Below are 12,468 nucleotides of genomic sequence, written 5' to 3'. Positions count from 1 at the left end.
TAGCGGCGATCACCAAGCGCTTGCGACGAGTAAATAGCCTCGCCCCCAAATTGTTTTAATTTTTTCAGGTTGCTGCGGATCATCATTAAACTTTTTGCGCAGTGCAGAAATAAGCACATCGACACTACGATCAAGGCCATCGTATTCACGACCCTTGGTTGCTTTGAATACAGCATCTCGCGACACAACCTGCCCGGCGTTACAGGCTAAATAATGCAGTAATAAGTACTCGGCGCTGGAAACTCCTTGATCAATATTATTAATAAAAACGTTGCGAGATTGTGTATCAATTTTTAAAGAGCCAACTTGAATAATGGTATCATCCGTTTGCGACTCCGAATTGTCGTTATTGGCGCGCAGTGCCGCTTTGATCCGCGCAAGCAATGCACGCGGCCTGACCGGTTTCATTATGTAATCACTGGCACCGACTTCAAGACCAATCACTTCGTCCATTTCTTCGTCTCGAGCGGTTAGCATAATAATAGGGCTTTGGTAAAATTGACGTAGTTCACGACAGACACTAATACCGTCTTGGCCGGGGAGCATAATATCGAGTAAAATTAAGTCAGGCTTGAGCTCTTTTACATGACTGACAACTTGGTCGCCTCGCTCACAAATATGAGTTGTGTAGCCTTGCTCAGTTAAATACTCCGCCACCCACTGGGCTAAAGAGCCGTCATCTTCAACAAGTAATATTGTGCCGTAATTATCCATGCTTTATCTCGTTTTAAAAAAGCCGCCAGCGGCGTTTCTTTTGGCGATTTTGATACACCCATTGCAACTGTACTTGTGTTGATGCAATGATCTTACCGGTATCGCTGTTTATTAACTCAAATGAAATGCTTTCAACAGAATCAAAAGCATAATTTAACTTTCCGCTATTTTGTCTAAGCCAGCATTGCATAATATGCTTCGATGTTGCATCACGTAAACAGTAATTACCGATGCTAGTTTGTTGCCAGCTTAGCTCTATATCAGCATAGCAACTGCGTCCTTCACGCAGTGCAACACAGGTGTCGGGCAACGCAATTAAACTACTGTCATGCGGTTCTTCACCATTGGCTAGTATTTGTTTTGCGTTTAGTAACAGTAATAAAATTACTGTGGTTTTAAAATACATAGCGCACGCCTACCATGGCTTTATGCTGATAACCCTGAGATACAATGGGACTGTTGGAAATTTCACTTGAAAACCAGGTTGACAGCCAGCCACCTAAAAATACCCAGTGTCGATTAAGTGGGTACTCGGCGTGGAATTCAAAAATCATACTCATTGCGCCGTCTGTTTGATAGACAGCACGAGTAGCGGTGGCTTCTTCTGATGTTATGCCAAAATAGTAATTGCTGAAATCTGCTGAGTAAGCGCTAATGCCAACACCGGTGCGAAACTCCCAGTTTTGCCACGGTAAAATATGGCTAAAAAAGCTATTTACGACCCAACCATTATGAGCATTAGAAATATCATGTAAGTATTCAAAGGAAATCTGTGAGTTTTCAAAGCGACGGGTAAGGCGTAAGCCGGTATCAAAGTCACTTTTTCTGGTTCGTATACCTTTAAGTTCAGGCACCACCCCACTGCTATAAAAGTCGAGTCCTGTTTCATCAAACCCAGCTTGCATATTGGTACCAAGAATATCAAGATCCCAATTATACTTATTGATGATGCTATAACCAATAATGATGCCGCCACTGAGTTGGCTGTGATCAATATCTAAATAAAAGCGTTCGTAAGAAACAGCAAGGTTAATATCAAGTTCTAGACCGTCACTGTAAGAATCCATTCCAACTAGATAAGAATCTTCAACATAATAGCCCGCACCCGCGCTCCAATCCCAAGCAAAGCCTGAGGTTGGCTCTAAGGTGTTATCAGCATAATAGCGATTACTGGCATTGCTAGAGGTGCTCCATAAACTCACACTGATCAGTAATAACAGTAGTTTCTGTAGAGTGTGTTGTTTACGTTGCATCCATGATCCAAATAAATTAAGCAGTTGTTAAGTGTATTATATTGTCAAAGAGTTCCTTTGATCTGTAAAAAATTGTAGCCAGTAGTCATTCTGTGGACATTGACTTAGTGTACTTTTATTTTATCGATCAAAATACTACTTAGATAATAGTGCATCATTGGTGTTAGAGCACTCACTTCAGTGCGATTACACGGTCCTTGAAGTTTAGTTAAGCTGGTCATTTTTGAAATGGTTTTATAGCTTGGTATACTGATCTCCTGATTGGCGCGGGCAAGACGTGCTTGATCAGTATTTTGTTGATGGATAAAAGTGGCTACTTCAAGTTCATTACTGATCACTTGTTCATCACTGAAGCTGTAAATAAGTGGTTCGCGATGGAAGCTCGCACTGTCGATTGAGGATTTTCCAAACCACACTACATCACCCGATGCACGATGGATCAGGCGCATGCTAACCTCTGCATTGATGGTTGAGCATTGTTGGATCGGATACAGTTGTGTTATTTGCGCAAATAAAGGATACGCTTTATTTGGTGGTTGTATTTGATATTCGGTATCTTCAATAAAGTTGAGCTCTAGCTGGTGTATAGCTAGGGTATAATCACTATTACCTTGATCAACGACACGTAAGTTCATAGTCGTTAATGCATCAGTTATTTGTTTAAATAGGGTATCCGTGACACTTGCTTTATCGGCAATAACTTGCACAGTTTGGTTACGAGTAATTTTATGCGCTGGTAATTGTACTGATTTTACTTTCGGTGAAGCATGTTCGGTTTCATAGGCTACTTGATAGCTTTGGCTTTTTAATTGCGGCTTGAGTGGCATTTCTAAAGGCGCAGCAGGTGGCGGCGCAGTCACACAAGCTGTTGTAATGAAAGTGAAAAAAACTATTGATAAATAACGTATAAACACTGTAAAACCCTTTGAAAGCTCGATAATCGGAATATTGTACGTTAGTCTTAATAAAACTTCATGGTATTATAAAGCTAAGAATGTCTTAATCTAGATAAAAATAATAAAAAATGAAGTCCTTTGTGTCGTTAATCAACTCCTTTTTTTTCGTTATCACGTTAGTGTTATTTCAATCGCAGGTTCATGCCAGCGAGCAACAGTGGCAAGAATTTGTCAATGATTACACACAACATCTCGAACATAAATTAAAAAGCAAAGGGATCCCAGGGGCTGCGTTGTCGATAGTTAATGGCCCTGATGATACGCATATACAAGGGTTTGGGGTAACAAAGCTAAATAAGGGCTTAGCAGTCAATGCCCATACTCGGTTTCGCTTAGCATCGGTATCTAAAACGTTTGCAGGCTCACTCAGTGCAAAGTTAGCCAATGAGGGGAAGTTTTCTTTAGACGACCCTGTCAGTAAATTTATTCCAGCCTTCGCCAATACGGATTACAAAAATAATTTAAAAGTTTTTCACTTACTCAGTCACTCCAGCGGTTTAGTACCTAATGCGTATGATAACTTGATTGAATCAAGAATGAGTTACCCTGATATAGTGCAAAAGTTGTTGAGTGTGGAACCTATTTGCCAGCCAGGGCAGTGCTATGGCTATCAAAATGTGATGTTTAGCTTAATTGCTGAAGTGATCAAAAGCAGTACTAAATTGGATTACTCTCGGTGGATGAGTGAATTTATATTTTCACCATTAAATATGAATGATGCAAGCCTGGGTTATACAGCGATGGTAACAGATGATAATTATGCTCATCCCCATGTAAGAGGGCGCAAACGCTGGCATACCGCAAAATTGAAAAAAAATTATTACAAGGTACTTCCCGCAGCCGGCGTTAATGCTAGTGCCAGTGATATGGCTATTTGGTTAAAAGCGCAGTTAGGATATTACCCAACGGTATTATCCAGTGCAGTGTTAGCCAGTCAAACTCGTCCTTATACGCATACAAAAAAAGAGTTACGGCGTCGAGTGTGGAAAAAGCACCTTAGCGAGGCCTATTATGGCTTAGGCTGGCGGGTTTACGAATATGATAATGAAACCATTTACTATCATAGCGGCTGGGTGCAAGGATATCGCAGTGACCTTGTAGTAATACCGCACTTAAACATAGGTTTCAGTCTGATCCTTAACGCCGAAACCGGTATCATTAATGAATTAACGACAGAGTTTATTGATCGTGTGTTGCTATTCAAACGCTCACAACAACTAGCAATGTATAAAGAGGAAGACAAATGAACTATATTTTAGCGAGCTTAATATTACTGTTTACTGCGAATTTAACAGCAGCACCGCAAAGTATTTTTTTGTTTCGCCATAGTGAAAAATTAACAGGCAACGATCCCCATCTTACGGATGCCGGCAAGCAACGGGCGCAGCAGTTAGTGAGTCTGCTTAGTAAAGTCCAGCCAACAGCAGTTTTTAGTACGGACTATAATCGCACTATCGAGACCGCAACTCCTATTGCTGAACATTTTAATATTACAATTCAAAGCTACGACCCTCGTGACTTAGCCGCATTTAAACACACTGTTTTAGCGCAAGATGGCGTAGTGGTGATTGTAGGCCATAGTAATACCACGCCAGAATTGGCAAAATTAATAGCGCAAATAGATGTTGAAAAGATGCCTGAAACTGAATTTAACCGCTATTTTATCTTACAAAGCGAAGCGCAAGGTTATCAGTTGAGTGATATGAAGATGAATTTTTGAGCAATGTAATATATTTATTTACAATTTATTGCAGTTGCGTCGCAGATATAAAAAAACCAGCAATTGCTGGTTTTTTTATAGCGGAATAGAAAATTAATTACGTGGTAATTGGATCTTCTTTTCTTCGCTTTGGCGATAAAGCACAAGGGTGTGGCCGATTGACTGTAATTTCTCAGCACCGGTTTCACGAATAATAGCTTCAAAAATCAGTGCTTTAGTCTCACGATCATCAGTAGGTACTTTTACTTTAATAAGTTCGTGGATTTCTAGAGCGCTTTGAATTTCAACTAATACACCTTCAGTTAAACCGTTAGAACCAAGAAGTACAACTGGTTTTAGAGAGTGTGCTTGACCTTTTAAAAACTGCTTTTGTTTGTTCGATAATTTCATGTTGTTACAAATTTTGCTGAATATGGCTTGAATTAAGGGTATTCTAACGCCATCTAGAGAATATTACTAATTAGTTGCGTGTTAATTTATGACGAATAAGAAACTTTCGGCCAGTTCACAGCGATGGTTGAAGGAACATTTTGATGATCCTTATGTTCACGAGGCACAAAAGAAAGGTTGGCGCTCTCGTGCGATTTTTAAACTCGACGAGATCCAAAATAAAGATAAATTACTACGCCCAGCCATGACTGTTGTTGATTTGGGAGCTGCGCCGGGAAGCTGGTCACAGTATTTAGCAGAAAAAGTAGGCGATAAAGGGCAGGTGATCGCTTGTGATATATTACCTATGGATTCATTGGCCGGCGTTGATTTTTTGCAAGGAGATTTCCGAGAAGAAGCTGTTTTAGATGCGTTATTAAATCGCATTAATGGTAAAAATGTTGATGTGGTGCTCTCTGATATGGCACCAAACATGAGTGGTAATAGCTCCGTTGACCAAGCTGGAAGCATGTATTTAGTGGAATTAGCATTAGATATGTGTAGCCAAGTTTTAAAGAAAAATGGTGCATTTGTTGTTAAAGTATTCCAAGGTGAAGGCTTTGATGAATTCTTAAAAACAGTGCGTGATAGCTTTAAAACTGTAAAAATCCGTAAACCCGACGCCTCACGTGCGCGATCACGTGAAGTATATATAGTAGCGACAGGCTACAAACTGTAGTACAGTTGTCAGGCGTTTAGTTGAATTTAAATTAATTGGATACAAGAGGTTAACCCCTTGAGCGATATGGCGAAAAATCTAATACTCTGGCTGGTCATTGCAGTTGTGCTAATGTCAGTATTTCAGAGCTTTAATGGTGGCGATCAAACAGACCGTCAAACTAGTTACAGTCAATTTGTAAAAGATGCCCGAAGTGGCGCTATACAAGAAGTGGCAATCGAAAGTACCAGTGGCACAATTACTGGCACTAAAACCAATGGCGATCGCTTTCAAACGATCATGCCTATTTATGATAAAGACATTCTTAATGACTTATTAAAAAGTGATGTGAATGTAAAAGGTGTGAAGCCAGAAGAGCAATCATTCTTAGCGAGCATCTTAATTTCATGGTTCCCAATGTTATTACTAATTGGGGTATGGATTTTCTTCATGCGTCAAATGCAAGGCGGCGGTGGCAAAGGTGCTATGTCGTTTGGCAAGAGTAAAGCACGCTTAATGAGTGAAGACCAAATTAAAACCACCTTCGCAGATGTTGCCGGTTGTGATGAAGCTAAAGACGATCTAACAGAGCTTGTTGATTTCTTACGTGATCCATCTAAATTCCAAAAACTTGGCGGTAGTATTCCTAAAGGCGTATTAATGGTTGGTCCTCCAGGTACGGGTAAAACCTTGCTTGCTAAGGCCGTTGCTGGTGAAGCGAAAGTACCATTCTTTACGATTTCAGGTTCAGACTTTGTTGAGATGTTTGTTGGTGTGGGTGCTTCGCGTGTTCGTGATATGTTTGAGCAAGCGAAAAAAGCAGCGCCATGTATCATCTTTATCGATGAAATTGATGCCGTAGGCCGTAAACGTGGCGCAGGTATGGGTGGTGGTCACGATGAGCGTGAGCAAACACTTAACCAAATGCTAGTAGAGATGGATGGCTTTGAAGGCAATGAAGGTATTATCGTTATTGCCGCGACTAACCGCCCAGATGTACTTGATCCAGCATTACTTCGTCCTGGTCGTTTTGACCGCCAAGTAGTGGTTGGCTTACCTGATATCCGTGGCCGTGAACAGATCCTTAAAGTACATATGCGAAAAGTGCCATTAGGCGATAACGTAGAAGCTTCTGTTATTGCGCGTGGTACACCGGGATTTTCTGGTGCTGATCTTGCAAACTTAGTCAATGAAGCGGCTCTATATGCTGCACGTGGTAATAAACGTGTTGTTAGCATGGCTGAATTTGATGCTGCTAAAGATAAAATCATGATGGGCGCAGAGCGCAAGACCATGGTGATGAGCGAGAAAGAAAAAGAAATGACTGCGTATCATGAAGCCGGACATGCAATTGTTGGCCGCATAGTACCAGAGCACGATCCTGTTTATAAAGTATCGATTATTCCACGTGGCCGTGCCCTTGGTGTAACGATGTATTTACCAGAGCAAGACCGTGTTAGTCACTCTAAAGAGCTATTGGAATCAATGATTTCAAGCTTATATGGTGGCCGAATTGCTGAAGCGCTGATTTATGGTGAAGATAAAGTAACTACTGGTGCTAGTAACGATATTGAACGTGCTACTGACATTGCGCGTAAAATGGTTACACAGTGGGGCCTAAGTGAAAAATTAGGGCCATTACTATACGCTGAAGATCAAAATGAGATGTACATGGGTGGCGGCGGTGGTCGTGCCATGAGCATGTCGGATGAAACGGCAAAAGTAATTGATGCTGAAGTTCGTTTGTTCTCAGATCGCAACTATCAACGCGCTGAGCAAATCTTGAAAGATCATATTGATATTCTGCATTCAATGAAAGATGCATTAATGAAATATGAAACGATTGATGCTAAGCAAATTGATGATCTAATGGCACGTCAGCCTGTACGTGAACCACGTGATGCGCATGACCGCCGTGATACTGCTGATAAAAAACCAGCAGTTGAAGAGAGCAAAGCAGAGCCAGTTGCTGAAAAAGACGACAAGCCAGCTCAAAAAGATGAAACAAATCTTGATGATAAAGCTGAATAACAGTTAAAATAGCTAAACGAAAAGCCCCGATTGTCGGGGCTTTTTTGTAACTGGTTAAATAAAGTATATATATCAATGCAATGGATGTATTGAAGGTGATAGATGACCACAGTTAAGTTACCTAGAGGTCGCAGTTTACACCTCGACACCCCAGTTATAATGGGGATCTTGAATGTCACTCCTGACTCTTTTTCAGATGGCGGGCGCTACTATCAAACAGACAGCGCTGTCATACAAGCTCAAAAGTTACTCGCAGATGGTGCTACCATATTAGATATTGGTGGCGAATCAACACGTCCTGGTGCGCCTGATGTTAGCCTTGAGGATGAATTAGCCAGAGTAATACCCGCAATCGAGGCAATTCGTGCTCACAGTGATAGCGCCGTTAATGATTGCATCATTTCGATTGATACCAGTAAAAGTGAAGTAATGCGTCAAGCTATTCTAGCTGGTGCTGATATTGTTAATGATGTGCGTGCTTTACAAGAGCCAAACGCACTGGTAACAGTTGCTCAGTATCCAGACGTTGCGGTGTGTTTAATGCACATGCAAGGCCAACCTCGAAGTATGCAAAACTCTCCACATTACGATGATTTATTCAGTGATATAAATGATTTTTTTGTACAGCGGATCAATGCCTGTAAAACAGCGGGTATTCAGCGCCAGCAACTTATTTTAGACCCCGGGTTTGGCTTTGGTAAAACCCTCAGTCACAACTACCAATTACTGGCGCGGTTTAATGAATTTAACCACTTTGGTTTACCTGTTTTAGCAGGACTATCGCGCAAATCAATGATTGGCAACTTATTAAATAGACAAACAAACGAGCGCCTTGCTGGCAGTTTAGCAGGGGCATTAATTGCAGCGCAAAATGGCGCAAAAATTATTCGTGTACATGATGTAAAAGAAACCGCAGATGTGCTTGGCGTGTGGCAAGCTTGCGAACAAGGAATTTAAAAATGAAAGAAAGAAAGTATTTTGGCACCGATGGTGTACGTGGCATGGTGGGTGAATACCCAATTACACCAGAATTTGCACTTAAATTAGGTTGGGCTGCAGGCAAGGTACTATCAAAAAATGGCACTAAGAAAGTCATTATTGGTAAAGATACTCGCATTTCTGGTTATATGTTAGAGACATCACTTGAAGCAGGTTTGATCGCCGCAGGTATCGATGTGGTGTTACTTGGCCCGATGCCGACGCCAGCCGTTGCGTATTTAACGCAAACATTTCGTGCTGAAGCTGGAATTGTGATCAGTGCATCTCATAACCCATATCATGACAACGGCATTAAGTTTTTTTGTGGCCGAGGTTTGAAGTTAGCTGATGAAGTAGAGCTACAAATTGAAGCAATGCTTGATGAACCAATGACCTGTGTAGCATCTGATAAGCTAGGTAAAGCCCGCCGTTTAGAAAGCGCTGATGGCCGTTATATTGAGTTTTGTAAAAGCCAATTCCCACAAGGCCTGTCGTTAGAAGGTTTAAAGATTGTATTAGATTGTGCCAATGGTGCAACTTATCATATCGCACCATCAGTAATGCGTGAATTAGGCGCGCAGATAATCAGCCATGCTTGCGAGCCAAATGGTGTAAACATCAACCTAGAGTGCGGTGCTACCCATGTTGATGCATTAAAACGCAAAGTATTAGAACATAATGCTGATGTCGGCATTGCCTATGATGGTGATGGCGACCGTGTAATGATGGTCGATCACAATGGCCGTGTCTTTGATGGTGATGATATTGTTTACATTATTGCCTGCCAAGCTGCCAATGATGACATGTTAGGCGGTGGTGTTGTTGGCACGGTAATGTCTAATATGGGTCTTGAAAACGCGCTTAAAGCGAAAGGTATTGAGTTTGCTCGCAGTAAAGTGGGTGACCGTTATGTAATGGAATTACTACAAGAAAAAGGCTGGAAAATCGGCGGTGAAAGCTCAGGGCATGTATTGAATCTGGATTTGATCAGCACCGGTGATGGCATCATTTCAAGCCTACAAGTTTTGGCTGCTATGGTGGCGCAAAATCGTACGCTAAAAGATCTTGGCGCAGGGTTTGTTAAATACCCGATGAAGATGATTAATGTGCGCTATAAAGCGGGCACAGATCCAACACTTGCACCAGAGGTTATTGCTGCGGTTGCTGATGTTGAAAAACAACTTGCTGGTAAAGGCCGTGTGTTATTACGTAAATCTGGCACTGAGCCGGTTGTTCGCGTGATGGTAGAAGCCGAAGAAGAGAAAATAGTCCTTGATAGTGCACAAAAAATTGCTGCAGTTGTCGAATCTATGAGCAAACAAACTGATTAAGAACAATAACCTCTTGTAACTTTGGGCGAGTCGAGTTACTATCTCGCCCGCTTTCTAATGTGGAGTGGAAAAATGGCAATACGCAAGCCAATGGTCGCAGGCAATTGGAAAATGAACGGCTCGAAAGAGTTAGTACAGCAATTATCTGACGCTATCAACAACGTAAAATCAGATCAGATAGACGTTGTGGTATTTCCACCTTACCCATTGTTACCTATGCTAACAGCAACAGGTGTAACAACTGGCGCACAAACGGTTTCTGAAAATGAACCGGGTGCATTTACTGGTGAAGTTGATGCGCAATTAATTAAAGATTTAGGTTGCCAATATACGTTAGTTGGTCACTCTGAGCGTCGTAGTATCTACGGCGAAAGCAATGACACTGTTGCAGCTAAGTTTGCTCGTGCACAACAAGTGGGTTTAACACCTATCTTATGTGTTGGTGAAAGTGAAGAGCAACGCGAACAAGGTCAAACTGAATTAGTCGTTGCTGCACAAATTGATGCAGTAATTGATAAATTAGGTCTAGCAGCACTGAAAGATTCTGTGATAGCATACGAGCCCGTTTGGGCCATTGGCACAGGTAAGACTGCATCGCCTGAACAAGCACAACATGTGCACAAATTTATCCGTGATAAAATTGCTGCTAACAGTAGTGATTTAGCACAAGGGCTGACCATTCTTTATGGTGGCAGCGTAAATGAAAAAAATAGCGAATTATTATTTGCACAACCAGATATAGACGGCGGCCTGATTGGTGGCGCTAGTCTAAAAGCAGAGTTATTTACTGCAATCTGCGAAAGTGCAAAAGGGACCGTATAAGATGTACGAAATTTTATTAGTAGTTTATTTAGTTGTTGCTTTAGCGCTTGTTGGTATGGTTTTAATTCAACAAGGTAAAGGCGCGGACATGGGTTCATCATTTGGTGCTGGTGCCTCTGCAACCGTTTTCGGTTCGTCAGGTGCAGGTAACTTTATGACAAAAACAACTACAATCTTAGCCAGTGTTTTCTTTGTGCTAAGTATTGTACTAGGTAACTTAACTGCAGGTCAGATCAAAAAGACTGATGAGTGGGAAAACCTAGAAGCAGCACCAGCAGTTGAAACAATTGCTCCTGCAGCTGACGATGTTCCAGTAACATCAACGAAAGAGAAATCTGACGTACCAAATTAATACTTATTAAAAGTATCGTTAAACGATTTATCATCCTCAAATAAATCATATGTTTAACACCTAAAGCGAAAGCTTTAACAATGCGGTTGTGGTGGAATTGGTAGACACGCTACCTTGAGGGGGTAGTGCTTTCGGGCGTGGGGGTTCAAGTCCCCCCAACCGCACCATCTTATAAAAACCAGTAACAGCGATGTTACTGGTTTTTTGCTTTTTGTGGTCTGCAATTAGCACAGACTCTCACCTCGATTAGCTTCCCCGTTTATTTAAATTAGCATCACTTCAAGTATAGCGCTGTAGCGCACAGACGAAAAACGACGGTTAGTCCAAGTTATCAATAACTATTACGTTCTTTGATATATGGATTTATCCATTGGAGGCCTGAGTGACTGCAACGTGCACCTTACCAGTTGTAAGCAATCATTTATTAAACTATTTACCTAGACTCGAATACCAATGGTTTGTTGAAAATTGCACGCCAGTAGAGCTGTTTTTTGGCGAAACACTCAATATTGCTGATGAAGCGATAAAATATGTTTATTTTCCAGTAACGGGCTGTATTTCATTACTTATCGAGGTTGTCGAAAAACAGTCTTTTGCGATGGGATTAATTGGTAATGAGGGCATGCTAGGTGCCACGCTTGCGCTTGAAAACTCAAACGCTGCTATGAAGTCGATCGTCCAAAGTTCAGGACGTGCGCTACGAATGGACGCCGCAAAATTTAATCACAGGTTAGAAAGCAATCCGCTAGTGAGAAAATTAATACTTAATTATCTCTACGTGGTGATGCAACAACTCGCTCAAACGGGCGCATGTAATAACGCTCATGAAGTGAAGCAACGCCTTGCTCGATGGCTATTAATGACACAGGATCGTACTCATTCAGATCATCTGCAGTTAACACATCAGTTGTTAGCGAAAATGCTGGGTGTAAGGCGCAGTGCAGTGACGATTGCGGCAGGTTATTTACAGCAGCAGGGAATTATAAGTTATAACCGCGGACAGATTAGTATTTTGTCCAGAGCTGGCCTCGAACAGTCATCCTGTCAATGCTATTTTGCAGCGGTGAATAGTTACCAAAAAACATCAGCTATTTATAAATAGCAGACAATGCTCTGCGCTATATCGCAACAGATAGTGACTATGTGCGTTGTCGTACCGAATCATAGAAATTTTCCAGTTACATTATCTCTAATGAAACACAGAAAGTATGGCTCTGAAAGTTA

The 12,468-nt window shown here is 41.5% G+C and carries 14 protein-coding genes and 1 tRNA gene; 10 read left to right on the top strand and 5 right to left on the bottom strand.

Annotation, left to right across the window (positions count from 1 at the left end; translation table 11 throughout):
• Positions 1 to 9: 9 nt before the first annotated feature.
• The 4 genes from H5163_RS07925 to H5163_RS07910 all read right to left on the bottom strand — a co-directional run bounded on the left by H5163_RS07925 (position 10) and on the right by H5163_RS07910 (position 2,875).
• Positions 10 to 714, bottom strand: coding sequence for a response regulator transcription factor (locus H5163_RS07925; RefSeq protein WP_145239217.1), 705 nt, complete (start codon positions 712 to 714; stop codon positions 10 to 12).
• Positions 715 to 727: 13 nt separating this feature from the next.
• A complete protein-coding gene (locus tag H5163_RS07920; protein WP_145239213.1) occupies positions 728 to 1,120 on the bottom strand; it encodes a DUF3019 domain-containing protein in 393 nt (130 codons plus the stop codon).
• Complete coding sequence (locus H5163_RS07915; RefSeq protein WP_145239210.1) at positions 1,110 to 1,967, bottom strand: MipA/OmpV family protein; 858 nt, start codon at positions 1,965 to 1,967, stop codon at positions 1,110 to 1,112. Before H5163_RS07915 ends, H5163_RS07920 begins: the two co-directional genes overlap by 11 nt.
• 104 nt (positions 1,968 to 2,071) lie before the next feature.
• Positions 2,072 to 2,875 (bottom strand): hypothetical protein, encoded by an 804-nt coding sequence (locus tag H5163_RS07910; RefSeq protein ID WP_145239591.1) that lies wholly within the window; start codon positions 2,873 to 2,875, stop codon positions 2,072 to 2,074.
• 116 nt (positions 2,876 to 2,991) lie between these two features.
• On the opposite strand from H5163_RS07910, the gene H5163_RS07905 reads away from it, so the two are divergent.
• Together H5163_RS07905 and H5163_RS07900 are read left to right on the top strand one after the other, a co-directional pair.
• A complete protein-coding gene (locus H5163_RS07905; RefSeq protein WP_145239207.1) occupies positions 2,992 to 4,170 on the top strand; it encodes a serine hydrolase in 1,179 nt (392 codons plus the stop codon).
• Positions 4,167 to 4,643, top strand: a complete 477-nt coding sequence (locus H5163_RS07900; RefSeq protein WP_145239204.1) for a histidine phosphatase family protein — start codon at positions 4,167 to 4,169, stop codon at positions 4,641 to 4,643. Before H5163_RS07905 ends, H5163_RS07900 begins: the two co-directional genes overlap by 4 nt.
• 93 nt (positions 4,644 to 4,736) lie before the next feature.
• On the opposite strand, the gene yhbY is transcribed toward H5163_RS07900, so the two are convergent.
• Complete coding sequence (gene yhbY / locus H5163_RS07895) at positions 4,737 to 5,033, bottom strand: ribosome assembly RNA-binding protein YhbY (protein WP_016707974.1); 297 nt, start codon at positions 5,031 to 5,033, stop codon at positions 4,737 to 4,739.
• Positions 5,034 to 5,121: 88 nt separating this feature from the next.
• Between yhbY and rlmE the strand changes: the two genes are divergently transcribed.
• From rlmE to H5163_RS21465, 8 genes are all read left to right on the top strand, one after another.
• Positions 5,122 to 5,751 (top strand): 23S rRNA (uridine(2552)-2'-O)-methyltransferase RlmE, encoded by a 630-nt coding sequence (gene rlmE, locus H5163_RS07890; RefSeq protein WP_145239201.1) that lies wholly within the window; start codon positions 5,122 to 5,124, stop codon positions 5,749 to 5,751.
• Between the two features lie 66 nt (positions 5,752 to 5,817).
• Entirely contained in the window at positions 5,818 to 7,761 is a 1,944-nt protein-coding gene (ftsH, locus tag H5163_RS07885) for an ATP-dependent zinc metalloprotease FtsH (protein WP_145239198.1), read from the top strand.
• A 102-nt stretch (positions 7,762 to 7,863) separates the two neighbouring features.
• Complete coding sequence (gene folP, locus H5163_RS07880) at positions 7,864 to 8,718, top strand: dihydropteroate synthase (RefSeq protein WP_145239195.1); 855 nt, start codon at positions 7,864 to 7,866, stop codon at positions 8,716 to 8,718.
• A gap of 2 nt (positions 8,719 to 8,720) precedes the next feature.
• Complete coding sequence (glmM, locus tag H5163_RS07875) at positions 8,721 to 10,070, top strand: phosphoglucosamine mutase (RefSeq protein WP_145239192.1); 1,350 nt, start codon at positions 8,721 to 8,723, stop codon at positions 10,068 to 10,070.
• 72 nt (positions 10,071 to 10,142) lie between these two features.
• Positions 10,143 to 10,892 carry a triose-phosphate isomerase gene (tpiA, locus tag H5163_RS07870; RefSeq protein WP_145239190.1) on the top strand — a complete coding sequence of 250 codons (750 nt, stop codon included), beginning with the start codon at positions 10,143 to 10,145 and terminating at the stop codon, positions 10,890 to 10,892.
• A gap of 1 nt (position 10,893) precedes the next feature.
• Complete coding sequence (gene secG, locus H5163_RS07865; RefSeq protein ID WP_169019853.1) at positions 10,894 to 11,244, top strand: preprotein translocase subunit SecG; 351 nt, start codon at positions 10,894 to 10,896, stop codon at positions 11,242 to 11,244.
• Between the two features lie 82 nt (positions 11,245 to 11,326).
• Positions 11,327 to 11,411 (top strand) — tRNA-Leu (locus H5163_RS07860).
• 215 nt (positions 11,412 to 11,626) lie between these two features.
• Positions 11,627 to 12,346 carry a Crp/Fnr family transcriptional regulator gene (locus H5163_RS21465; RefSeq protein ID WP_182734903.1) on the top strand — a complete coding sequence of 240 codons (720 nt, stop codon included), beginning with the start codon at positions 11,627 to 11,629 and terminating at the stop codon, positions 12,344 to 12,346.
• The last annotated feature ends 122 nt before the right edge of the window (positions 12,347 to 12,468 follow it).

Origin of the sequence: Pseudoalteromonas sp. SG44-8, from assembly GCF_014164125.1 — a bacterium.
GTDB classification, from domain to species: Bacteria; Pseudomonadota; Gammaproteobacteria; order Enterobacterales; family Alteromonadaceae; genus Pseudoalteromonas; species Pseudoalteromonas rhizosphaerae.
The sequence above is the reverse complement of the archived record's forward strand: the minus strand, read 5'-3'. Positions and strand labels throughout refer to the sequence as shown.

Coding starts and splice junctions, on each gene's coding strand:
- H5163_RS07925 (WP_145239217.1), bottom strand. CDS start 714: ATGGATAATTACGGCACAATATTACTTGTTGAAGATGACGGCTCTTTA.
- H5163_RS07920 (WP_145239213.1), bottom strand. CDS start 1,120: ATGTATTTTAAAACCACAGTAATTTTATTACTGTTACTAAACGCAAAA.
- H5163_RS07915 (WP_145239210.1), bottom strand. CDS start 1,967: ATGCAACGTAAACAACACACTCTACAGAAACTACTGTTATTACTGATC.
- H5163_RS07905 (WP_145239207.1), top strand. CDS start 2,992: ATGAAGTCCTTTGTGTCGTTAATCAACTCCTTTTTTTTCGTTATCACG.
- H5163_RS07900 (WP_145239204.1), top strand. CDS start 4,167: ATGAACTATATTTTAGCGAGCTTAATATTACTGTTTACTGCGAATTTA.
- yhbY (WP_016707974.1), bottom strand. CDS start 5,033: ATGAAATTATCGAACAAACAAAAGCAGTTTTTAAAAGGTCAAGCACAC.
- rlmE (WP_145239201.1), top strand. CDS start 5,122: ATGACGAATAAGAAACTTTCGGCCAGTTCACAGCGATGGTTGAAGGAA.
- ftsH (WP_145239198.1), top strand. CDS start 5,818: ATGGCGAAAAATCTAATACTCTGGCTGGTCATTGCAGTTGTGCTAATG.
- folP (WP_145239195.1), top strand. CDS start 7,864: ATGACCACAGTTAAGTTACCTAGAGGTCGCAGTTTACACCTCGACACC.
- glmM (WP_145239192.1), top strand. CDS start 8,721: ATGAAAGAAAGAAAGTATTTTGGCACCGATGGTGTACGTGGCATGGTG.
- tpiA (WP_145239190.1), top strand. CDS start 10,143: ATGGCAATACGCAAGCCAATGGTCGCAGGCAATTGGAAAATGAACGGC.
- secG (WP_169019853.1), top strand. CDS start 10,894: ATGTACGAAATTTTATTAGTAGTTTATTTAGTTGTTGCTTTAGCGCTT.